This window comes from Actinokineospora sp. (genome assembly GCF_052390155.1).
GTDB lineage: Bacteria > Actinomycetota > Actinomycetes > Mycobacteriales > Pseudonocardiaceae > Actinokineospora.
The window spans coordinates 55,077-74,790 of record NZ_JBQTHF010000007.1 but is presented as its reverse complement, the minus strand read 5'-3'; the positions used below and the strand labels follow the sequence as shown (position 1 = coordinate 74,790).

Below are 19,714 nucleotides of genomic sequence, written 5' to 3'. Positions count from 1 at the left end.
GCGGTCGCACGGGCGGCCATGAAAAGGTGCCGCATGACCATTGAGACAACTGAGCGGGTCGAGGTACAGCGGGAGATCGCGGCTGCCCCGGCGAAGGTGTTCGAGCTGCTGTGCGACCCACAGGGGCACGTGGCGATCGACAGCTCCGGGATGCTCCAGTCCGCCGAGGGCGACCCGGTGCGGCAGGTGGGTGACACCTTCGTCGTGCACATGGACCGGGAGGCGCTCAACGACCTCCCGATGGGCCGGTACGACGTCACCGTGATCATCACCGAGTTCGAGCCGGACGCCCTGATCGAGTGGACGGTGTCCGGCGTCATCCAGCCGCCGATCAAGCACCGCTACGGCTACCGGCTCGAACCCAGCGCGACCGGGACCCGGCTGACCTCGTACTACGACTGGAGCCAGATCGAGGAGCGCTACCGCCCGCACCTCAAGTTCCCGATCCTGCCGGAGGGCGCCCTGCGCGCCACCCTCGGCATCCTGGCCCGGACCGTGGAGTAACTCACACCGAGCACTCGCCAGGGCGACTTTCCGGTTGGGCACATACCCCGATCGGGTCTACTGGCAAGTATGGTCGAAACCACCTGCGCGGGTTGGCGATCCCGGTCGGCGCGAGGCACGTGAGCGAGGGTGGAGACGGATGTCTGAGACGGTTCAGCAGATCGGCATCGGCCGTGGGGCCAGACTGCCCCGGACCGCGCGGCGGGCCCAACTCCTCGCCGCCGCCCAAGACGTGTTCGCGGCCAACGGCTACCACGCGGCGGGCATGGACGAGATCGCCGAGCGCGCGGGCGTCAGCAAGCCCGTGCTGTACCAGCACTTCCCCGGCAAGCTGGAGCTCTACATGGCGCTGCTGGAGAAGCACGTCGACGAGCTGATCCGCCGGGTCACCGACGCCATGGACTCCACCACCGACAACAAGCTGCGGGTGCGCAACGCGGTCGGCGCGTACTTCGATTTCGTCGACGGCGAGAGCCAGGCGTTCCGGCTGGTGTTCGAGTCCGACCTGCGCGGCGAGCCGCTGGTGCAGGACGCCGTGGAGCGGGCGACCAGCGCCAGCGTCGACGCGATCACCGCCACCATCACCGCCGACGCGGGCCTGGACGAGCAGCGCGCGCGGCTGCTCGCGGTCGGGCTGGTCGGCGTGAGCCAGGTGGCCGCGCGGGCCTGGCTGGCCGAGAACCGGTCCATGCCGAAGGAGGAGGCCATCGCGCTGATCTCCAACCTGGCCTGGCGCGGCATCGGCGGCGGCTTCCCGCTGCACCCGCACGACTGATCGACTGATCGACTCCGGGTGGGTGAGCGCTCCCCCTACCGGTCCGGCCGCCCGGCAGGCACCTTGGTGGGTATGGACATGCGGCTTTCCGTTGCCGGGGTGAGCGTCGTCGGCGGACGTGAGATCAACGAGGACGCCTGGCACGCGGACACCAGACTGGTCGTCGTGGCCGACGGCGTGGGCGGCTCGCCCGCGGGCGAGGTGGCGTCCCGGCTGGCGGTCGACACGGTCGCCGCGGCGCCGGTGAGCACGGACCCGGTGGTCGCGGCCTGGCACGCCAACTCGGCCGTGCGAGCCCGTTCCACGGCCGACCCGGACACCGCGGGCATGGCCACCACCCTGGAGATCGCGGTCCTGCTGCGCCGCGACGACGGCTGGTGGCTGCGCGGCGCGCACGTCGGCGACAGCGTCGCCTTCGGCCCCGGCGGGCGGCTGACCGAGCCGCACACGCTGGCCGCCGAGCTGGTCGCGGCGGGCCACCTGACCGAGACGCAGGCCGCCCGGCACCCCAACCGGACCGCGCTGGTGCGCGCGGTCGGGATGGAGGCCGCGGTCCGCCCCGACGCGTGGGAGCGCCCCGCGGTGCCCGGCGAGCGCTACCTGCTGTGCAGCGACGGCCTGACCGACGCGCTCGGCGAGGCCGAGGTGCTGTCCCGGCTGGCCGACCTGACCGGCGCCGACCCCGCGGCCTGCGCGCACACGCTGGTGCGGCTGGCGTGCGCGGCGGGCGCGCGCGACAACGTCACCGCGGTTGTCGCCGACGTGACCGGAGGTGCGGGTTGGCCTGCCTGACCGTCGACTACCACGCGCTGCCCGAGCCGCGGGCGGTCTCCCCGGACGAGCAGGTCTCCCTTGACCGCGACTTCCTCAGCGGCGGCACCGACGAGGCCATCTCCCGCGCCCCGAACGCGCCCTACCTGCGGCACATGGACGGGCGCTGGTGGCTGGTCAACGGGCACGCCAAGCAGGCCCCGCTCGCGGTGTACGTCGCCGCGGAGAGCAGGCGCTTCACCGTCGGCGAGCGGTGTGCGTTTCCCTTGCCGGACGGCGAGTCCGAGGTGTACGTCTGGGATTCGCGCTACCGCGTGCGGCTGGTCGTCAGCGACTCACCGGCCCGCCCGGAACTCGCGATCACCGGGCCGGAGACGACGATCGGGCTGTCCGGGGCGGCCGTGCGGGTGCAACTCCTGCTCAGCCGCAAACCGCGCCACCGGGCGGTGCTCGCCGCGTACTACCGGGAGTACTTCACCCCCGGGATCGCCTCGCCCAGGCCGCAGGACCGGATGCGCACCCGGCTGTGCCTGGGGCTGCCGTCGTTCACGGCGCTGGAGCGGGCGCTCAACGAGGTGGTCACCGAGATCTGGGGCGAGCCACAGGGCCACCGGCACGAACTGCCCGACTACCTCATCCGGGAGCGGCTGCTGGTGGCCGCCGACCAGGACCTGGTGCCGCACAAGCTGTGCGGCCACCTGCCGAAGTGATCGAATCCTGGTCGCACCTCGAACTCCACGAGAACGTCGACATCGCTGGAACTAGCCACAGGTGCGGCCTTCGAGCGGCTTGAGGTACTCGGTGGCGGCCCAGCGGTTCGCGGCGAGTTTGCGGAACCCGTTCTGCACCACGATGTCGGCGTCGGTCTCGGCGCCCTGCTTGAACTTGCCGACGATCTCGGCCTTGGCGTCCGGCGCGGAACGCACATTGAGCACGTCGGCGGTGACCGAGACGCGGCACTTGGCGGTGCCGCTGGTCGGCGAGCTGCCGTTCGGCGCGTCGACCGACGACGAGTACATGACGACCACGGCTACCAGTGCACCGCCCACCAGCAGTGCTCGCTTCGGCACCAGCACGTCCCACGCTCCTTGTCGCCAACCGTTGGTACCACGGTCCCGCATCGATACCGGTCCGCGCCAGTCTTCGGATTGCCAACCACCCGCTGGGGCCAACGCCCGCCACGCTAGGTGATGAAAACCGTTGTCGCAGACGCCGGGAGGCCCCGGTCGCGACCGGGGCCTCCCCAACGAGCGAAACTCAGCCTGCCATCTTCTTCTGCAGGTTCTCGTCGAGGGTGTTCAGGAAGTCCTCGGTGGTCTGCCACTCCTGGTCCGGCCCGACCAGCATCGCGAGGTCCTTGGTCATCCGGCCGCTCTCGACGGTCTCGATGACGACCTGCTCCAGCTTCTCGGCGAACTCGGTCACCTCGGGGGTGTTGTCGAGCTTGCCGCGATGCATCAGGCCGCGGGTCCAGGCGAAGATCGACGCGATCGGGTTGGTGGAGGTCGGCTTGCCCGCCTGGTGCTGGCGGAAGTGCCGGGTCACCGTGCCGTGCGCGGCCTCGGCCTCGACGCATTTGCCGTCCGGGGTCATCAGCACCGAGGTCATCAGGCCCAGCGAGCCGAAGCCCTGCGCCACGGTGTCGGACTGGACGTCGCCGTCGTAGTTCTTGCACGCCCAGACGTAGCCGCCCTCCCACTTCATCGCGGCGGCGACCATGTCATCGATCAGCCGGTGCTCGTAGGTGAGGCCGTTGGCGTCGAACTCGGCCTTGAACTCGTCCTCGAACACGCGCTGGAAGATGTCCTTGAAGGCGCCGTCGTACGCCTTGAGGATGGTGTTCTTGGTCGACATGTAGACCGGGTAGTTGCGCTGCAGGCCGTAGGCGAACGAGGCGCGCGCGAAGTCCTCGATGGACTTGTTGAAGTTGTACATGCCCATGACGACGCCGCCGTCCTCGGGCATCTCCACCACGGTGTGCTCGATCGGGTCGGAGCCGTCGGTCGGGGTGAAGGTGATAGTGACCGTGCCCGCGCCGGGAACCTTGAAGTTGGTCGACTTGTACTGGTCGCCGTGCGCGTGGCGGCCGATGATGATCGGCTTGGTCCAGCCGGGGACCAGCCGCGGCACGTTGGAGATGATGATCGGCTCGCGGAACACCACGCCGCCGAGGATGTTGCGGATCGTGCCGTTGGGCGAGATCCACATCTTCTTCAGGCCGAACTCCTCGACCCGCGCCTCGTCGGGGGTGATGGTGGCGCACTTGACGCCGACCCCGTGCTTCTTGATGGCGTTCGCGGCGTCGATCGTCACCTGGTCGTCGGTCGCGTCCCGGTGCTCGATGCCCAGGTCGTAGTACTCCAGGGTGACGTCCAGGTACGGGTGGATCAGCTTGTCCTTGATGAACTGCCAGATAATGCGGGTCATCTCGTCGCCGTCGAGCTCGACGACGGTTCCCTGGACCTTGATCTTGGCCATGAGCCGCGATGCTCCTCTCGCCTGTTTCTGCCGCGCGCGTGTAAACGGTACAAGCGTACTGCTAGCTGGTCGCGCGGCTCGTGCATGTGTGCACAGTCACCTGCCGCCGATCGTAGAGCGCGGCTCTCCGGGCGCCCCTGTCAGGAGTTCAGCTCGCGCCATTCGTGGGCGAGCATGGCGTAGACGGCCTCGTCGGCCCAGCGGCCCTTGACGAACTCGTTCTGCCGAAAGTGGGCCTCGTGGCGCATGCCGAGCCGTTCGAGCAGTCGGGCGGACGCGCGGTTGTCGGCGTCGAGGCGGCCGACGACGCGGTGCAGGCCCAGTTCCTCGAAGGCCAGGCGCAGCAGCGGCGTCGTGGCCTCGGCCGCGTAGCCCTTGCCGTGGTGGTCGGGGTGGAAGATGAAGCCGATCTCGCCGCCGCCGTGCTCGGCGCTGAGCCACATCAGGTTGACGTAGCCGATCAGCTCGCCGGTCGCGGCCAACTCGACCGCGAGGACCAGCCCATCGCCCTCTTCCTCCAGCGTCGTCAGCGCCATCCGCTCCGGGTGGCCCGCCACGACCTCGGCCAGGGTGCGCGGCTCCCAGTAGAGGTACTTGGCGACGTCCGGGCGAGACTGGATCATGAACACCGCGTCGAGATCGTCTTCGGCGAACGGGCGCAGGATCAGTCGGTGGGTCGTGATCGGATACGCGGGGCGCAGCACCCCGCCGATCCTAGGGCGGTCGCGCCGATTCGGCTTTCGAGTTTCGCAGGGGGTAAGCGGTGGCGACGGGACCGACGCACGCGATGAGCGGGCTGACGGCGTGGGCGGCGGTCACCGCGTTGGCCGCGGACAGCGCTATCGGGAACCTGTCGGTGAAGGGGTGGCTGGTCGGCGCGGTCCTGGCCGCGGGGGCGGCGCTGTTACCCGACCTCGACCACCCGGAGTCCACGGTGTCGAGCACGTTCGGCCCGGTGTCCGCGGCCGGGTCGAAGCTGATCAACGCCGTGAGCCATGGCGTCTACCGGGTCACTCGGACCAAGAAGGACTCCAACCGCGACGGCGGCCACCGCGGCCTGACGCACACCCTGGTGTTCGCGGCGGTCGCGGCGGTGGTGACGACGGCGATCGTGCAGACCAGCCAGAAGTGGGCGCTGCCGGTGCTGATGTTCTTCTTCTGCGGCCTCGCGGTGCGCGGGATCATGCACAAGTGGTGCCCCCGCAACGATGCGCTGTGGATCACCGGCACCGCCCTGGTGCTCACCTTCGCCTGTCTCAAGTGGACAGACCAGACCTCCGCCGACGCGGCGGCGTGCGGCGTGGCCGTCGGCATCGGCTGCATCGCCCACTACCTCGGCGACGCGATCACCGAGCAGGGCTGCCCGATCCTCTGGCCGGTCCCGATCGCGTGGAAGACGTGGTACCCGGTGGCGCCGCCGAAGATCATGCGCATGCGCACGGGCGGGAAGGTCGAGATGGCGCTGGTCGGGCCGGTCCTGACGCTGCTGGCCATCTGGATGTCGGTGATCGCACTGCACCGCGCGGGCGCCCTCCCCATCCTCGACGGCATCCCGCTGGCCCCCTGGGCGTGACCCGTGCGACCCGATCCGACTCGCCATCGCCCAGGTTCCCCCCGGCTGATCAACTCCGGGTCTTGGTGCGCTTGCGCAGGGCGGCGATGGAGAACAGCGACACAACCGCCAGGATCATGATGTAGCCCGAGACCGACAGCGACGTCCCGGTGGACTCCAGCAGCAGCACCATGATGAACGGCGCGAGGCCGCCGCCCAGTACGGAGGCGAGCTGGTAGGCGAGCGAGGCGCCGGTGTAGCGGATCTCCGCGTCGAACAGTTCGGCGAACAGGGCGGCCTGCGGGCCGTAGATGCAGCTCAGGAAGGTGGCGCCGATCAGTTGGGCGATGATCAGCCCCGCGATGGTGGCCGTGTCGATCAACAGGAACATCGGGATGGCCCACACCAGCAGGCCGACCACGCCGATCGTGTAGACCCGGAGCCTGCCGAACCGGTCGGAAAGCTTGGCCGCCAACGGAATCGTCACCATCTGCGCCCCGGCCACGATCATCGTCACGACCAGCACCGAGCTGCGCGCCATCCCCAGCTCGCGCGTCGTGTAGTCCAGCGCGCCGGTGATCAGGATGTAGAAGGTGGCCAGGTGCACCGCGAACGAGCCGCCCGCGAACAGGACCGTGCCCCGGTGGTGGCGCCACACCTGGCGCAGCGGCGAGCGCTGGGGGTTCTGCCGGAACTCCGGGGTCTCGTCGATCTTGGTGTGGATGAACCAGGCGAGCAGCAGCACCAGCGGGCCGACCAGGAACGGGATGCGCCACCCCCAGCTCCCGAACGCCGACCCGGTCGACTGCTGGATCACCACGAACGAGAAGTTCGCCAACACCACCCCGACGACCACGCCGACCTGCACGAAGCTGCCGTACAACCCACGTTTGCCCGGCGGCGCGTACTCGGTGGCCAGCAGCATCGCGCCACCCCACTGCGCGCCGACCGCGATGCCCTGCAACAGCCGGAGCAGCACCAGCAGCACCGGGGCGGCGATGCCGATCGCGGCGTAGGACGGGATCAGACCGATGCCGGTGGTCGCCACGCCCATGATGATCAGCGCCAGGACCAGCGCGGGCTTGCGCCCGTACCTGTCCCCGAGCTGACCCGCGATGGCCGCCCCCACCGGACGCACGATGAACCCGACCGCGAACGTCGCGAACGCGGCCAGCACCCCCGCCACCGGGCTGACCGCCGGGAAGAACACGTCGCCGAGCACGAGCGCGGCGGCGGTGCCGAAGATGAAGTAGTCGTACCACTCGAAGGTGGACGCGAGGAAAGCCGACACCGCCACCCGCTTGTGGCCTTTGGCGCCCGTCGAGGTGACGGCGCCCGGAGCTGCTGCGGTGGTCTGGGACATGGTGGACTCCCACGGAGGTCGGCTGCCCGATATCCCCGATCGTGATCTTCCGCGCCGCTGACAGCATCTCCGTCGATGCGCAGGTCGATCCCCTCGGCAACGAGACCCACCGTCCCGAGCGAAAGTTGTTCGGTTCAATTAGCTGAGCGACTACCGAACAACCGAGCTAGTTGTTCGGTACAGTTAGTTCAGCGCATACCGCACAACTAGGAGTTGGGTGTGGCCGGACGACCAAGCCGAACGGCCGTCTACCAGCGACTGGACGAAGCGGTAGCCGATCTCCGCGGTCGCCTGGGTGGCCTTCCAACTCCTGCCGAGGCCGATGCCATCTGGGCGGACATCTGGCACCAAGAGGCCCACAACAGCACCGCCATCGAAGGCAACACCCTGGTGCTCCACGAGGTCGAACGACTGCTGGACGAGGGGCAGACCGTAGGCGCCAAGCCCCTCCGGGACTACTTGGAGGTGCAGGGCTACGGCGACGCGGCCAAGTGGGTCTACGGACAAGCTGCCGAATCGAGCGAGTGGGCGGCGGGCGACCTGGTCACCCTGCAAGAGATCCGCCATGTCCACCACCTGTGCATGACTCCGGTGTGGACCGTCGCTCCACACCCCCATGCCACCGACCACGAGGAGCCCGGAAACTTCCGACAGCACGAGATCGCAGCCTTCCCGGGCGGGATGAAACCGCCGACGTGGCCTGACGTCGACGCGCTCATGCGCGACTGGGTCACCGAAGTCAACGGCCTACGGAAACCGACGGCGCCACTCCCGGAGGAACTGGGCCGGATCCACAACCAGTTCGAGCGAATCCACCCTTTCCTCGATGGCAACGGCCGTACTGGTCGCCTACTCCTGAACCTGTTCCTGGGGCGACTCGGCTACCCTCCGGCGATCATCTTCAAGCGGGACCGAGAGCGTCACCTGCAGACCATGCGGAAAGCCGACCGAGGCGACTACGGCCCACTGGGCGAACTCATCGCCCGCAGCGTCACAACCAACCTCTACAAATTCGTCATGCCCACCGTCGCGGGTCCCGTCAAACTGGTCCCGCTGGCAGCCTTGGCAACCCACGACCTCTCCGAGAACGCCCTCCGCGTCGCCGCCAGCCGCAACCGCCTCAAAGCCGTCAAGGGCGATGACGGCCACTGGCAGAGCAGCCGAAACTGGGTCGACGAGTACCGCGCCACCCGTCACCAGCGCATCAGGTGAGCATCCGTGTCACCATGGCGTCCATGAGCGTCAAGCTGTGCATCGCCCAGAACCCGGAGGCGGACGCACTCCTCGAACGCGAGCCCCTCGCGCTGCTGATCGGGATGCTGCTCGACCAGCAGATCGGGATGGAAGTCGCGTTCCTCGGGCCGAAGAAGCTGGCCGACCGGCTCGGTGGGATCGATGCGCGCAAGATCGCGGAGCACGACCCCGAGACGTTCGTGGCGCTGGCCTCGACGCCGCCCGCGGTGCACCGGTTTCCCGGGTCGATGGCCAAGCGCATCCAGGCGCTGTGTCAGTACCTGGTCGACAACTACGACGGCGACGCCGCGGCGGTCTGGACTCGCGATGCGCCGTCCGGGGCCGAGATTCTCAGCCGGCTCAAGGCGTTGCCGGGTTTCGGGGAACAGAAGGCGAAGATATTCCTTGCCCTGCTTGGCAAGCAGCGCGGGTTGACCGCCGACGGGTGGCGCGCGGCCGCGGGCGCCTACGGCGACGATGGCTCGCACCGCTCGGTGGCCGACGTGGTCGACGCGGCGAGTCTGGCCGAGGTGCGCGCGTTCAAGAAGGCCGCGAAGGCGAAGAACGCCTAGCCAGAAAGACGACGTCCGGCTCGCCCCGCGCGACCGGGACCGCCAGCGTCTCGACGTCCTCGAACCGGCTGCCCAGCCGATCGGCGAACTCGGGGCTCGCCGCCGCGCTCCACACCGCGAGGACGCCGCCGGGCGCCAGTCGGGTGGCGAGGAGGTCGAGGCCGGAAAGCGAGTAGAGGGAAGCGTTGTCGGCGCCGAGTGTCCACTCTGGACCGTTGTCGATGTCGAGACAGACCGCGTCGAACCGGTCCTCGACCGACGCGAGCCAGCGGACCAGGTCCGCGGGCACGCACCGCACCCGCGGGTCCGCCAGCGGGCCCGCATTGCCCAGCGCGCCGCGATTCCAGCCGATGACCGCCCGCTCCCGCTCCACCACGACCACCGCGCCGACCCGCGGCTGCGCCAAGGCTTCGCGCAGCGAGAAACCGACGCCGAGGCCGCCGACGAGCAGGGTGCCGCCGGGGCGCATGCGCTCGGCCGCGGCCCGCACCAGCAGCCGCTCCGACTCGCCCGCGCGGGTGTCCATCAGGAACATGCCGTTGGCGATGATCTCGTGGTGCTCACCGACCCGGCGCAGCACCAGTTCGCCGCACTCGCCGTCGGCGCGGTCGATGATCGCGCTTCCGTCCATCCGCGCCACCTTAGTGATCATCAAGGTCGTAGATTGCCCCCGTGCACCCCACGATCCCCGGCCTGACGCTCGGGCGCCCGCTCGGCCAGGGCGGGTTCGGCACCGTCTTCCTCGCCCGCCAGGTCAACCTCGAACGCGACGTCGCGGTGAAGGTGGACAACCGGGTGCTCGCGGGCGAGCGCGACCGCGTCCGCTTCCTCCGCGAGGCCCGCGCCGCCGCGCGGCTCTCCGGTCACCCGAACGTGGTCAACGTCTACGACGCGGGCGTCACCGCGGACGGCCGCCCCTTCATCGTCATGGAGCTGTGCACCGGCGGCTCCCTGGCCGACGAACTCGCCCGCGACGGCGCGCTGCCGGTCGAGCGGGTGATCGAGATCGGCGGGCAGCTCGCCGACGCGCTGGCGCACGTGTGTTCGTCGGCGGATAGCCGTACGCTGGGAACCCGGAGGTGGCCCTATGCGAGCAGCGGTAGGCGATCGGCTTCACGTCCACGGTCGCAAGGTCGGCAACCCTGATCATCTCGGCGAGATCGTCGAGGTTCGCGGTGCCGACGGTGCCCCGCCCTACCTGGTGCGCCATCCCGACGGCCACGAGAGCCTGGTGTTCCCGGGTCCAGACTGCGTCGTGGAGCAGGCGCCCGGCTAACCTGGCCCCCAGGTTTCCCACTCCTCACCTGGGGGCACGATGCGTTCTCGGCTTGCGACCGTCCTTGCCGCTGCGGCACTTGTCGGCGGCCTGACCGGCTGCGAGTCGGTCCGCGAGGCCACCAGTGCGGCGAACGCGGCGACCGACCAGGCGAGCATCTGCCTGGAAGCGGTGAAGCTCGCGGGCTTCTACCCCGACCTGTCGAACCCCGAGCAGGCCGCCAAGGACGCCGAGCAGACCGCGGCGGACCTCAGCACGCTGGCGGAGAAGGCCGCGGACACCACGCTCAGGCAGGCCCTGACCGACATGTCGGAGAAGGTCGGCGAACTCGGTCCCGGCAACCTCGACCCGTCGAATGTGGCCCGGTGGGCGAACGACAAGGTCTCCGCGGTAGACGCGCTGAGCCAGGCCTGTCTGTAGACCGTTGACGGCCGCCTGTCCCAGGTCGGGACAGGCGGCCGTCGCACGCCGCGGGAACGGGTCTAGACGTTCGTGATCTCCTCGATCAGGGCATCAATGTCAAAGTGGTCGCTCTCCGTGCCCAGCGGAACGATCTCCGCGGTGGCGTCGAGGAAGGACTCCACGGCGTCGTGCTCCATTTCCAGCCGGGCGTGCCCCTCCGGCGAGGAGATCTCCAGCACGAGCATGGTGCGCCCGCCGGAGAAGTCGGGCCGCATCCGCACGTCGCCTTCGCCCGCGGGGCAGGTCAGGCCCTCGACCAGCAGATCGCGGGCGAACACCCACTCGACCCAGCGGTCGCGGTCGGTCTGGAACGCGGCGGTGATGGTGAACGGCTCACCGGCCCGGTACGTCCACCGGGAAAGCACTGGGGTGCTGCCGCCGTAGAGCGAGATGAGCTGCTCGGAGTGCTCGGCGTTCCTGTCCATCTCGTCGACCTCCTGTCCCGCTGTTCGCTCGTGGTGGTGGCGAACTCGTCAGCAGGGAAACGTGCGTCCCGGCGATCCGTGATGCCGAGACCGACACGTTCACGCTTTTGGGGGATACAGCCACGACCGGGTTACATATCGATCACGGCATCGACCTCGGCGCGGTAGAGCTGCGCCCCGTCGAGACCCATCACCTCGAACTGGCCCTCGACCTCCAGGCTGAGCACGCCGTGCATCCGCGTCCACCCGGCCACGGCTCGCCGCAGCGCGGACGGCGACAGGTCGCCGTCCCGGTTCTTGAGCCACGTGGCGAACATCCGGTCGAGGCCGGGGTGGGCGGTGGTCTCGGGGATGTCGGCGAACGCGCGGGCGAACGCGGCGAGGGTGCGGTGCGCGGCGTCGGCGGTGGCGTCCGGCGCGCGGTAGCCGGGCACGGGGGTGCCGAACAGCAGCAGGTAGCGGTGCGGTTCGGCGATCGCCCAGACGCGGAAGGCTTCGGCCATCTCCCGCACTCGTGACTTCGGTGAGCGCCGGGCGGCCCGGTCGGCGGCGGCTTCGACGGCGTCGGCGAGGTCGGTGTACGCGTCGGCGATGAGGTCGGTGAGCAGGGCGTCGCGGCAGGCGAAGTAGCGGTAGAGCGCCGGGCCGGTCAGGCCCATGGCCTTGGCGATGGCGTTGACCGAGATCCCCGCCGCGCCGAACTCCGCGAGCTGCGCCATGGCTCGACCGCCTCCCCGGATTTAACCCTGGTGGGAACGTTTGTGTTGACACTGTCCGGTTTGGCGGATGCCGGTGGCTGGGTCGCGTCCCGTTCCCCTTAGGTGCGGCTGGCAGCCACGTGGTGCTGCCTGGCGACCTGATGTCGACACCACGCGCCACGGCGGTCCCGTGGTGCTCCGGCTCCAGCGCCACGAGTTCACCCGGGACCCGGCGAAAGCGCTGGTCCGGGTCGAGGCGGCGGGGATCGCGCCGGTGGATCTGGAGATGATGCGGGGCCGGTTCGTCACCCAGCCGAAGCTGCCGTTCATCGCCGGGTACGACGTGGTGGGCACCGTGGTCGAGGGGCCCGCCGAGCTGGTCGGGACGCGGGTGGCGGCGATGCCCAGGACCGGCGGATGGGCGAGCCAGGTGGAACTGGACCCGGCGACGCTGGTGCCGGTGCCGGCAGGGCTCGACCCGGCGGAGGCCGTCGCGCTGGTCACCAACGGCGTCACGGCCTGGCAGTTGGTGCGCGCCGCGCGGATCAGGGCGGGCGCGACCGTGCTGGTACACGGCGCCTCGGGCGCCGTCGGCTCGCTACTGGTGCGGTTCGCGCTGCGCGCGGGCGCCCGGGTGATCGGCACGGCGTCGCGACTCGACGCGGTCCGCGCGGCGGGCGCCACGCCGGTCGACTACCGGGGCGACGTGGCGGCGGCCGTGCGGGCGGCCGCGCCGGGCGGAGTGGACGCGGTCTTCGACCCCCTCGGTGGGCGCTCGCTGGCCACGTCGTATCGGCTGCTGGCCCCGGGCGGGACGGTGCTCAGCTACGGCGCTCAGTCCACAGAGGACGGTCCGAGAATGGCGCCGTACCTGGCAATGGGCCTCCGGGTGGCGGGCTGGGAGGCGCGCAGGCTGGTCGGTCTCGGCCGAGGCAGGCGTGCGCGGATCTACAGCGTCACGCCGGACGCGCGGTTCCGGGCGGACCTGGCCGAGGTGCTGGCACTGGCAGGCGAGCTCCCGGTGGACGTGTCCCGCTACGCGCTGGCCGACGCCCCGACGGCGATCCGGGACCTGCTGGCGCGCGAGGTGAAAGGCAAGGCGGTCCTGCTGCCCTGATGGTGCCCTTCGCGGAAGGACACCATCAGGGCGCGGGGTTCAGAGCAGGCCGAGGCCCTTGACCGCGTCGCGCTCCTCGGCCAGTTCGGCCACGGACGCGTCGATGCGGGCGCGGGAGAACTCGTTGACCGCCAGACCCTGGACGATCTCGTACTTGCCGCCCGCGCAGGTCACCGGGAACGACGAGATCAGGCCCTCGGGCACGCCGTAGGAGCCGTCCGACGGGATGGCCATCGACGTCCAGTCGCCCTCGGCGGTGCCGTTGACCCAGTCGTGGATGTGCGCGAGGGCGGCGTTGGCGGCCGACGCGGCCGAGGACGCGCCCCGGGCCTCGATGATCGCCGCGCCGCGCTTGGCGACGGTCGGGATGAAGGTGTCGGCGAGCCACGCCTCGTCGTTCACCGCCTCGGCGGCGTTGCGGCCGCCGACCTCGGCGTTGAACAGGTCGGGGTACTGGGTGGCCGAGTGGTTGCCCCAGATCGTCAGCTTCTTGATCTCGGTGACCGGCACGCCCAGCTTGGCGGCGAGCTGCGAGATGGCGCGGTTGTGGTCGAGCCGGGTCATCGCGGTGAACCGCTCGGCCGGGACGTCCGGCGCGTGCGCCTGGGCGATCAGCGCGTTGGTGTTCGCCGGGTTGCCCACGACGAGAACGCGCACGTCGTCGGCCGCGCCCGCGTTGATGGCCGCGCCCTGCGGCTTGAAGATGCCGCCGTTGGCCTCAAGCAGGTCACCGCGCTCCATCCCCTTCGCCCGGGGGCGCGCGCCGACCAGCAGGGCCACATTGACGCCGTCGAACGCCTTGGTCGCGTCGTCGGTGATCTCGATGCCGCGCAGCAGCGGGAAGGCGCAGTCGTCCAGCTCCATCGCCGTGCCCTCGGCCGCCTTGACCGCCTGCGGGATCTCCAGCAGGCGCAGGCTGACCGGGGTGTCGGCGCCGAGGAGCTGGCCGGAGGCGATGCGGAAGAGCAGGGCGTAGCCGATCTGGCCGGCCGCGCCGGTGACCGTGACGTTGACAGGTGCCACTTTGGCAATTCCTCCCGAAATGAGACGAGTGAGTCCTCGGGCGCGTCCACGCGGCAGGGCTGCCCTGTCAGCAGCGTCGCCCGGCACGGGGAGGCTACCAAGGGCCCGGACGGCCCCGACCCGCGCGGTGAGCAGCGTCTCGGTGTTCCCCATCGGGTGGTTCTGCGCCGACAGGCCCCTGAACTGCGTGTTCCGGCCGCCCGTGACCTCGATCATGAACGTCACCGACCACCGCGCGAGGGGATCGCACCTGACCATGGTTCCGCACCACCCGGATTCGACCGTCCGGCTCGAACTGCTCGGCGAGGATCTGCGCGCCCACCGGGAGGCGGCCGGGTTCAGCCTGGCCGACGTGGCGGGCAAGATCGGCATCAGCACGTCAAAGCTCAGCCGGATGGAGAACGGCCGCAAGCCGCAGAAAGCCGAGGACGTCGCCGCCCTGCTCGCCATCTACGGCGTCAAGGGCACGCGGCGCGAGGACCTGCTGGCCCTGGCGCGCAGCGCGGGCGACCCGGCGGGCGGCCCGGGTATCGCGCCCGCGAGCAGGCTCGCGACGCTGCGCATCCTGGAGGCCAAGGCCACCATGCTGGTCGACTACCAGTCGTCGCTGGTGCCCGCGCTGCTGCAGACGGTGCCCTACGCGCAGGCCGCGCTGCGCGAGGTGGGCATGGTCGACGAGGACTCGGTCGAGGAGCAGTGGACCACCCGCATCCACCGGCAGGCGGTGCTGCGCCGCGTGCAGCCGCCGCAGTTCTTCGCGATCATCGCCGAGCCCGCGCTGCGCGTGCCGGTCGGCGGCCGCGAGGTGCTGCGCGGGCAACTGCGATACCTGCTGGAGGCAGGCCAGAAGAAGTCGATCGCCATCCGGGTCGTCCCCGACCGGGGGCACGGCCACCCGGGCCTCGGCGGACCGTTCGAGCGCCTCCAGTTCGACCAGCGCGGCGCTGTCGTCGTGCTGGAGAACCGGACGTCGACGCTGTTCGTGGAGGATCTGGCGGAGATCAAGCTCTACGACCGCGTCTTCGTGGAACTGCTGAGCGTGTCGCTGGGCAAGAAGGACTCGCTGGCCATGATCGCCGACCTCGCGGACGCCCTGTGACGGCTCACCGGCTGAGCGGGCCGCCTTCGATGGTCAGCGCGACGGCGATCACCAGGACACCGAAGATGGTGTAGCTGAGCACGTCTATCGCTCTCGACCGGATCGCGATCAGGCCCGCCTGCTCGTCGCGGAGCAGGGCGCGCAGGCCCGCGGCCAGCAGCAGCGCGAGCCCGATCCACACCGTGCCCTCGCGCCAGTAGTACTGCAAGATCCGTACCAGGCCGACCACGACCACCGCCATCACCAGCCCGAACGGCAGGTGCACCAGGGCCGGATGCTTACCGCTGCGCTGAGGACTGCCAGTCACGCGCGCTCGGCCGCCTCGACGGTGTTGCGCAGCAGCATCGCGATGGTCATCGGGCCGACGCCGCCGGGCATCGGGGCCAGGAAACCCGCGACCTCGCGCACGTCCGGGTGCACGTCGCCGATGAGGCCCGCGTCGGTCCGGGTCACCCCGACGTCCAGGACGGCGGCGCCCGGCTTGATCATGTCGGCGGTGATCAGGCCCGCGTTGCCCGCGGCGGCCACCACGATGTCCGCGCGCCGGACCTCGGCGGCGAGATCCTTGGTTCCGGTGTGGCACAAGGTGACCGTCGCGTTCTCGCTGCGCCGGGTCAGCAGCAGCCCGAGCGGGCGGCCGACCGTCACCCCGCGGCCGACGACCGTGACCCGGGCGCCCGCGATCGGGACGGCGTAGCGGCGCAGCAGTTCCACGATGCCGACCGGGGTGCACGGCAGCGGGCCCGCGTCGCCGAGGACGAGCTTGCCGAGGCTGACCGGGTGTAGGCCGTCGGAGTCCTTCGCCGGGTCGATGCGCTCCAGCACCCGGCCCGCGTCGAGGTGGCCGGGGAGCGGGAGCTGCACCAGGTAGCCAGTGCAGTCGGGGTTGGCGTTGAGCTCCTCGATGACCGCTTCGAGTTCGGCCTGGGTGGTCTGCGCGGGCAGGTCGCGGCGGATCGAGTTGAGGCCGATCTTCTTGCAGAAGTTGTGCTTGCTGCGCACGTACGCCTGCGAGCCGGGGTCGTCGCCGACCAGCACGGTGCCCAGCCCGGGGACGATGCCGCGCTCGGCGAGCGCGTCGACCCGCAGGCGCAGTTCGGCGAGGATGGCGTCGCGGGTGGCCTTGCCGTCAAGAATCGTCGCGGTCACGGCGCCCATCCTAGGCGGGGCGCCCCCGACTACTCGGGACGGCCGCGATGCCCGCCGCGAGCAGCGTGACGACGACGCCGACGACCGTGGCCACCTCGACACCCCCGCCCGGCGGCGGCGCGACGATGTCGAGCAGCAGCGCGCCGAGCACCTGGCCCGCCACCGCGCACAGGCCGAGCAGCAGCACGCCGATCTGGCGCACGGCGAAGACCGCCGTGCACAGCGCGACGATCCCGAGCACGCCGCCCGCGTAGAGCCACCACTGCCCGGGCAGCGGCGCGGGCAGCCCGCGCACCGCGATGTCCACAGTGGACGCGAGCAGCAGCGCGACGGTGCCGACGCCGAAGTTGACCGTCGTCGCGACGACAACACTGTCGGCGGCCGCCCGGACCAGCCCGTTCACCGCCTGCTGCCAGCCCAGCGCCGCACCCGCGAGCGCGGGCACCAGCGCGAGCCAGAGCTGCGCGGGCGTGCCGAACTCGTCGGACACCGCGACCCCGACCGCGACCACGGCGAGCGCGGCGCCGACCGCGCGGGTCGGGGTGATCGGCGCGGCGTCACCCGGACCGATGCCCGCACGGTCGACCAGCAGGCTGCTGACCACCTGCCCCGCGACCACCGCGACGGTGAACACCGCGACGCCGAGCAGCGACACCGTCAGCCCCTGCGAGGTCACGTAGCAGGCGCCCGCCGCGCCGCCGAGGCACTGCCAGGGCCGCAGCCTGCGCGTGCGGAGGCTGTCGACGAACCTCGCCATACCCGCGCGCAGCACCGGCACGGCGGCCACCGCCGCACTCAGGATGACCAGCCCGACCAGGAACGAGATCAACGCGGCCACCAGGCCGTCGCCGAGCAGGCTGCCGAGCTGCCCGTTGACCCGGCTCTGCACGGCGAGCATCACCCCGCCGAACGCCGCCAGCACCGCCCCGACCACCCGCACGCCCGGGCGTCGCACCGCCCTAGATCCAGCGGTGCCGCACGGCGTGCACGGCGAGTTGGAAGCGGGACGTGGCGCCCGCGTGGTCCATCAGCCGCTGCAGGTGCCGGAACACCGTGCGCCTGCTGACGCCGAGCTGGCGGGCGATCGAGTCGTCGTTCGCGCCCGCGGCGAGCAGGCCGAGCAGCCGCTGCTCGATCGGCTGCACCGGCGACGGCGCGCGGGCGCCCGCGTGCAGCGGCACGGCCAGCCGCCAGGACGCCTCGAACAGGCCGACCAGCGCGGACAGCAGGCTGCTCGGCCGCACCACGAGCAGCGAGCGGTTGACGTCGGCCTCGGCCACCGGCAGCGACACCGTGGCGAACTGCTGGTCGACGATGGTCAACTTCACCGGCACCTCGGGCAGCACCCTGGCCTGTTCCCCCGCCGCGACGCACGGCTGGATGTTCTGCGCGTAGCGGCCCGGGTCCTCGATGGACGCGCGGGCGTAGACGACCTTGTAGGTCACCTCGCCGCGGCCGAGCTGCTCCAGCTCGGCGTTGTTGACGTGGCCCTCGGTGAAGTACGGCGGCGAGTCGAGCCTGCGGATCTCCTTGCGGGCGCTCAGTTCCATCTGCTGGATGCGCTGCGCGATGGCGGTGCCGGTGACCACCTCGATGAGGTCGTCGGTGCGCTGCGGGGACACGGCGCGGCGGAACGTGTCGTAGGCGTTGAGGGTGGCGACCCTGGCCTGCTCCAGTTCCGACTCGCGCCTGCGGCTGAGGATCTGCAGGCCGGACGCGGGCGGGACCGGGGTGACGATCGAGCCGTCCGGGCCGCCGGAGCCGACCAGGCCCGCGTCGACCAGGTTGCGCATGGCCTTGCGCACGATGACCATCGGCTCGGCCGAGCCGACCGCTGTCTCCTCCACTGTGGACGGACCGGTGCGGAGCAGGTACAGGTAGGCGCGGATCTCGTCGTCGGGCAGCCCGAGACGGGACAGGTGCGGCGCCAGATCGCCGTCGGACATGGGCCCAGATTGGCACAGTTGGGACGCTGGCATCAAATGGCGTTCACCGGCACCTTCGTCGGCACGTTCTTCGGCATCGCGACCGCCAACCCGGCCGCTGCCAGCGCCAACGCGCCCGCGGCCGCCGCGACGGCGGCCGGGCCGAGGTGGTCGAGCAGCCAGCCCACCATCGGCAGGGTGGCCGCCGAGCCCAGCGTCGCGGCGGTGACCAGCCAGCCGAAGGTCTCCGCGGCGCGGCCCGGCGGCGAGAGGGCGCCGACCACGGAGTTGGTCGTGGCCAGCGCGGGCGCGATCGCCAGGCCGCCGACCGCGAGCACCGCGCCGATCAGCCACGCCGGGCCGTCGTTCACCGGGGGCAGCACCGGCACCAGTGCCAGGATGCCCACCGCCATCAGCAGCACACGGCGGGCGAGCCGGGGCGCGGCCGTGCGAGCGCCCGCGACGAGCCCGCCGACCATGGAGCCGATCGCCCACACCGCGACCAGCACCCCGGCCGCCGCCGTGGAGCCGTACTCCCTGGCCCAGGCGACGATCATCATGTCGAGCGTGGTCAGCGGCACGATCAGGCACAGCGACAACAGGATCGCGACCGGCACCCCCGGCGCGCCGAGCACGGAGCCGCGGCGCCCGGACACCGGCACCGGCTCGCGCAGACCCACCCGGTGCATCGCCGCCGCGAACCCGACCGCGCCCGACAGCGCGAGACCACCGCACAGCAGTACTGCCGCCCGCGCGTCGATGACGGCTACCGCCATCGCGGTGAGCACCGGGCCGACGACAAACAGCACCTCCTGCAGCGTCGCCTCCACCGTGAACAACGACTCCCGCGCGGCGCCCTCGGTCAGCCGGGGCCACGCCGCCCGGCTGATCTGGGTGACCGGGGGCTGGAGCAGGCCGGTGACCAGCGCGGGCGCGGCCATCAACGGCCAGGCGCCCGCGGGAAGTAACGACGGCGCGAAGGCCAGCGCGACCATGCCCGTCGCGTACGCCGTGCCCAAGACCAGCAGGATGCGGACCGGGTCGCCCCGGTCGGCGGAGCGCCCGCGCAACGGTCCGCCCAGCGCGACGCCGACCGTGTAGGCGCCGCCGATGACGCCCGCCGGGATGTAGGAGCCCGTCCAGCCCGCGACCAGGAAGGCCATGGCCAGCGGGGTGCCCGTGAGGTGCAGCCTGCCCAGCAGCGACCAGGTGAGCAGGCCCAGCAGACCGGGCACGGCGGCGAGTTGACGGTAGGGACCGAACATGGGGGTCACTGTGCCGTATGGCACCGA

Annotated in this window: 25 protein-coding genes; 12 read left to right on the top strand and 13 right to left on the bottom strand. The window is 71.0% G+C overall.

Translation table 11 applies throughout. From position 1 onward, the window contains the following. The first annotated feature begins 33 nt into the window (after positions 1–33). The 4 genes from ACT4N7_RS03600 to ACT4N7_RS03585 all read left to right on the top strand — a co-directional run bounded on the left by ACT4N7_RS03600 (position 34) and on the right by ACT4N7_RS03585 (position 2,760). Positions 34–504, top strand: a complete 471-nt coding sequence (locus tag ACT4N7_RS03600) for an SRPBCC family protein (protein ID WP_444827115.1) — start codon at positions 34–36, stop codon at positions 502–504. A 139-nt stretch (positions 505–643) separates the two neighbouring features. Further along, positions 644–1,279, top strand: coding sequence for a TetR/AcrR family transcriptional regulator (locus ACT4N7_RS03595; RefSeq protein WP_444827114.1), 636 nt, complete (start codon positions 644–646; stop codon positions 1,277–1,279). Between the two features lie 18 nt (positions 1,280–1,297). Further along, positions 1,298–2,071, top strand: a complete 774-nt coding sequence (locus ACT4N7_RS03590; RefSeq protein WP_444827113.1) for a PP2C family protein-serine/threonine phosphatase — start codon at positions 1,298–1,300, stop codon at positions 2,069–2,071. Continuing rightward, a complete protein-coding gene (locus ACT4N7_RS03585; protein ID WP_444827112.1) occupies positions 2,059–2,760 on the top strand; it encodes a hypothetical protein in 702 nt (233 codons plus the stop codon). The genes ACT4N7_RS03590 and ACT4N7_RS03585 overlap by 13 nt, the downstream gene beginning before the upstream one ends. 51 nt (positions 2,761–2,811) lie before the next feature. Here the strand turns inward: ACT4N7_RS03585 and ACT4N7_RS03580 are convergent, their stop codons facing one another. From ACT4N7_RS03580 to ACT4N7_RS03570, 3 genes are all read right to left on the bottom strand, one after another. Beyond that, on the bottom strand, positions 2,812–3,126 hold the full coding sequence (locus ACT4N7_RS03580) for an SH3 domain-containing protein (protein WP_444827111.1): 315 nt from the start codon (positions 3,124–3,126) through the stop codon (positions 2,812–2,814). Positions 3,127–3,307: 181 nt separating this feature from the next. Then, the gene (locus tag ACT4N7_RS03575; protein ID WP_444827110.1) at positions 3,308–4,528 is read right to left on the bottom strand and encodes an NADP-dependent isocitrate dehydrogenase; all 1,221 of its coding nucleotides are present in this window, start codon (positions 4,526–4,528) and stop codon (positions 3,308–3,310) included. Positions 4,529–4,668: 140 nt separating this feature from the next. Next, entirely contained in the window at positions 4,669–5,232 is a 564-nt protein-coding gene (locus ACT4N7_RS03570; protein ID WP_444827109.1) for a GNAT family N-acetyltransferase, read from the bottom strand. A gap of 59 nt (positions 5,233–5,291) precedes the next feature. Between ACT4N7_RS03570 and ACT4N7_RS03565 the strand changes: the two genes are divergently transcribed. Beyond that, a complete protein-coding gene (locus tag ACT4N7_RS03565; protein ID WP_444827108.1) occupies positions 5,292–6,101 on the top strand; it encodes a metal-dependent hydrolase in 810 nt (269 codons plus the stop codon). A 49-nt stretch (positions 6,102–6,150) separates the two neighbouring features. Here the strand turns inward: ACT4N7_RS03565 and ACT4N7_RS03560 are convergent, their stop codons facing one another. Further along, positions 6,151–7,443: an MFS transporter gene (locus ACT4N7_RS03560; RefSeq protein WP_444827107.1), complete on the bottom strand. Its 1,293-nt coding sequence runs from the start codon at positions 7,441–7,443 to the stop codon at positions 6,151–6,153. A 219-nt stretch (positions 7,444–7,662) separates the two neighbouring features. On the opposite strand from ACT4N7_RS03560, the gene ACT4N7_RS03555 reads away from it, so the two are divergent. Both ACT4N7_RS03555 and ACT4N7_RS03550 read left to right on the top strand, forming a co-directional pair. Then, positions 7,663–8,655, top strand: a complete 993-nt coding sequence (locus tag ACT4N7_RS03555) for a Fic family protein (protein ID WP_444827106.1) — start codon at positions 7,663–7,665, stop codon at positions 8,653–8,655. 23 nt (positions 8,656–8,678) lie between these two features. Continuing rightward, on the top strand, positions 8,679–9,248 hold the full coding sequence (locus tag ACT4N7_RS03550; protein WP_444827105.1) for an HhH-GPD-type base excision DNA repair protein: 570 nt from the start codon (positions 8,679–8,681) through the stop codon (positions 9,246–9,248). Here ACT4N7_RS03550 and ACT4N7_RS03545 read toward each other — a convergent pair. Further along, complete coding sequence (locus ACT4N7_RS03545; protein WP_444827104.1) at positions 9,217–9,879, bottom strand: spermidine synthase; 663 nt, start codon at positions 9,877–9,879, stop codon at positions 9,217–9,219. The genes ACT4N7_RS03550 and ACT4N7_RS03545 overlap by 32 nt on opposite strands. A gap of 41 nt (positions 9,880–9,920) precedes the next feature. Between ACT4N7_RS03545 and ACT4N7_RS03540 the strand changes: the two genes are divergently transcribed. The 3 genes from ACT4N7_RS03540 to ACT4N7_RS03530 are packed head-to-tail and all read left to right on the top strand — an operon-like array spanning position 9,921 to position 10,944. Beyond that, entirely contained in the window at positions 9,921–10,394 is a 474-nt protein-coding gene (locus ACT4N7_RS03540; protein WP_444827103.1) for a protein kinase domain-containing protein, read from the top strand. Continuing rightward, positions 10,336–10,524, top strand: a complete 189-nt coding sequence (locus tag ACT4N7_RS03535) for a DUF1918 domain-containing protein (RefSeq protein ID WP_444827102.1) — start codon at positions 10,336–10,338, stop codon at positions 10,522–10,524. The genes ACT4N7_RS03540 and ACT4N7_RS03535 overlap by 59 nt, the downstream gene beginning before the upstream one ends. A 39-nt stretch (positions 10,525–10,563) precedes the next feature. Continuing rightward, on the top strand, positions 10,564–10,944 hold the full coding sequence (locus tag ACT4N7_RS03530; RefSeq protein WP_444827101.1) for a bacteriophage spanin2 family protein: 381 nt from the start codon (positions 10,564–10,566) through the stop codon (positions 10,942–10,944). Positions 10,945–11,006: 62 nt separating this feature from the next. Here the strand turns inward: ACT4N7_RS03530 and ACT4N7_RS03525 are convergent, their stop codons facing one another. Both ACT4N7_RS03525 and ACT4N7_RS03520 read right to left on the bottom strand, forming a co-directional pair. Then, the gene (locus ACT4N7_RS03525; RefSeq protein ID WP_444827100.1) at positions 11,007–11,411 is read right to left on the bottom strand and encodes an SsgA family sporulation/cell division regulator; all 405 of its coding nucleotides are present in this window, start codon (positions 11,409–11,411) and stop codon (positions 11,007–11,009) included. Between the two features lie 131 nt (positions 11,412–11,542). Continuing rightward, a complete protein-coding gene (locus ACT4N7_RS03520; protein WP_444827099.1) occupies positions 11,543–12,130 on the bottom strand; it encodes a TetR/AcrR family transcriptional regulator in 588 nt (195 codons plus the stop codon). 169 nt (positions 12,131–12,299) lie between these two features. Between ACT4N7_RS03520 and ACT4N7_RS03515 the strand changes: the two genes are divergently transcribed. Beyond that, complete coding sequence (locus ACT4N7_RS03515; RefSeq protein ID WP_444827098.1) at positions 12,300–13,226, top strand: zinc-binding dehydrogenase; 927 nt, start codon at positions 12,300–12,302, stop codon at positions 13,224–13,226. A 39-nt stretch (positions 13,227–13,265) separates the two neighbouring features. Here the strand turns inward: ACT4N7_RS03515 and ACT4N7_RS03510 are convergent, their stop codons facing one another. Then, positions 13,266–14,249 carry a malate dehydrogenase gene (locus ACT4N7_RS03510; protein ID WP_444827097.1) on the bottom strand — a complete coding sequence of 328 codons (984 nt, stop codon included), beginning with the start codon at positions 14,247–14,249 and terminating at the stop codon, positions 13,266–13,268. Positions 14,250–14,451: 202 nt separating this feature from the next. Between ACT4N7_RS03510 and ACT4N7_RS03505 the strand changes: the two genes are divergently transcribed. Continuing rightward, entirely contained in the window at positions 14,452–15,348 is an 897-nt protein-coding gene (locus ACT4N7_RS03505; RefSeq protein ID WP_444827096.1) for a helix-turn-helix domain-containing protein, read from the top strand. Between the two features lie 4 nt (positions 15,349–15,352). On the opposite strand, the gene ACT4N7_RS03500 is transcribed toward ACT4N7_RS03505, so the two are convergent. Genes ACT4N7_RS03500 through ACT4N7_RS03480 form a run of 5 tightly spaced genes read right to left on the bottom strand, consistent with a single transcriptional unit; the run spans position 15,353 to position 19,687 of the window. After that, positions 15,353–15,655, bottom strand: coding sequence for a DUF3017 domain-containing protein (locus ACT4N7_RS03500; RefSeq protein WP_444827095.1), 303 nt, complete (start codon positions 15,653–15,655; stop codon positions 15,353–15,355). Next, positions 15,652–16,497 carry a bifunctional methylenetetrahydrofolate dehydrogenase/methenyltetrahydrofolate cyclohydrolase gene (locus ACT4N7_RS03495; protein WP_444827094.1) on the bottom strand — a complete coding sequence of 282 codons (846 nt, stop codon included), beginning with the start codon at positions 16,495–16,497 and terminating at the stop codon, positions 15,652–15,654. The genes ACT4N7_RS03500 and ACT4N7_RS03495 overlap by 4 nt, the downstream gene beginning before the upstream one ends. 10 nt (positions 16,498–16,507) lie before the next feature. Next, on the bottom strand, positions 16,508–17,452 hold the full coding sequence (locus tag ACT4N7_RS03490; RefSeq protein ID WP_444827093.1) for a DMT family transporter: 945 nt from the start codon (positions 17,450–17,452) through the stop codon (positions 16,508–16,510). Positions 17,453–17,456: 4 nt separating this feature from the next. Then, on the bottom strand, positions 17,457–18,443 hold the full coding sequence (locus tag ACT4N7_RS03485) for a helix-turn-helix domain-containing protein (protein WP_444827092.1): 987 nt from the start codon (positions 18,441–18,443) through the stop codon (positions 17,457–17,459). 32 nt (positions 18,444–18,475) lie between these two features. Continuing rightward, positions 18,476–19,687, bottom strand: coding sequence for an MFS transporter (locus tag ACT4N7_RS03480; protein ID WP_444827091.1), 1,212 nt, complete (start codon positions 19,685–19,687; stop codon positions 18,476–18,478). Positions 19,688–19,714 lie beyond the last annotated feature (27 nt).

What these genes read in the sequence shown, in the direction of transcription:
- ACT4N7_RS03600 (WP_444827115.1), top strand. Translation starts at nt 34, where the DNA reads ATGACCATTGAGACAACTGAGCGGGTCGAGGTACAGCGGGAGATCGCG.
- ACT4N7_RS03595 (WP_444827114.1), top strand. Translation starts at nt 644, where the DNA reads ATGTCTGAGACGGTTCAGCAGATCGGCATCGGCCGTGGGGCCAGACTG.
- ACT4N7_RS03575 (WP_444827110.1), bottom strand. Translation starts at nt 4,528, where the DNA reads ATGGCCAAGATCAAGGTCCAGGGAACCGTCGTCGAGCTCGACGGCGAC.
- ACT4N7_RS03560 (WP_444827107.1), bottom strand. Translation starts at nt 7,443, where the DNA reads ATGTCCCAGACCACCGCAGCAGCTCCGGGCGCCGTCACCTCGACGGGC.
- ACT4N7_RS03550 (WP_444827105.1), top strand. Translation starts at nt 8,679, where the DNA reads ATGAGCGTCAAGCTGTGCATCGCCCAGAACCCGGAGGCGGACGCACTC.
- ACT4N7_RS03545 (WP_444827104.1), bottom strand. Translation starts at nt 9,879, where the DNA reads ATGGACGGAAGCGCGATCATCGACCGCGCCGACGGCGAGTGCGGCGAA.
- ACT4N7_RS03535 (WP_444827102.1), top strand. Translation starts at nt 10,336, where the DNA reads ATGCGAGCAGCGGTAGGCGATCGGCTTCACGTCCACGGTCGCAAGGTC.
- ACT4N7_RS03530 (WP_444827101.1), top strand. Translation starts at nt 10,564, where the DNA reads ATGCGTTCTCGGCTTGCGACCGTCCTTGCCGCTGCGGCACTTGTCGGC.
- ACT4N7_RS03525 (WP_444827100.1), bottom strand. Translation starts at nt 11,411, where the DNA reads ATGGACAGGAACGCCGAGCACTCCGAGCAGCTCATCTCGCTCTACGGC.
- ACT4N7_RS03520 (WP_444827099.1), bottom strand. Translation starts at nt 12,130, where the DNA reads ATGGCGCAGCTCGCGGAGTTCGGCGCGGCGGGGATCTCGGTCAACGCC.
- ACT4N7_RS03485 (WP_444827092.1), bottom strand. Translation starts at nt 18,443, where the DNA reads ATGTCCGACGGCGATCTGGCGCCGCACCTGTCCCGTCTCGGGCTGCCC.
- ACT4N7_RS03480 (WP_444827091.1), bottom strand. Translation starts at nt 19,687, where the DNA reads ATGTTCGGTCCCTACCGTCAACTCGCCGCCGTGCCCGGTCTGCTGGGC.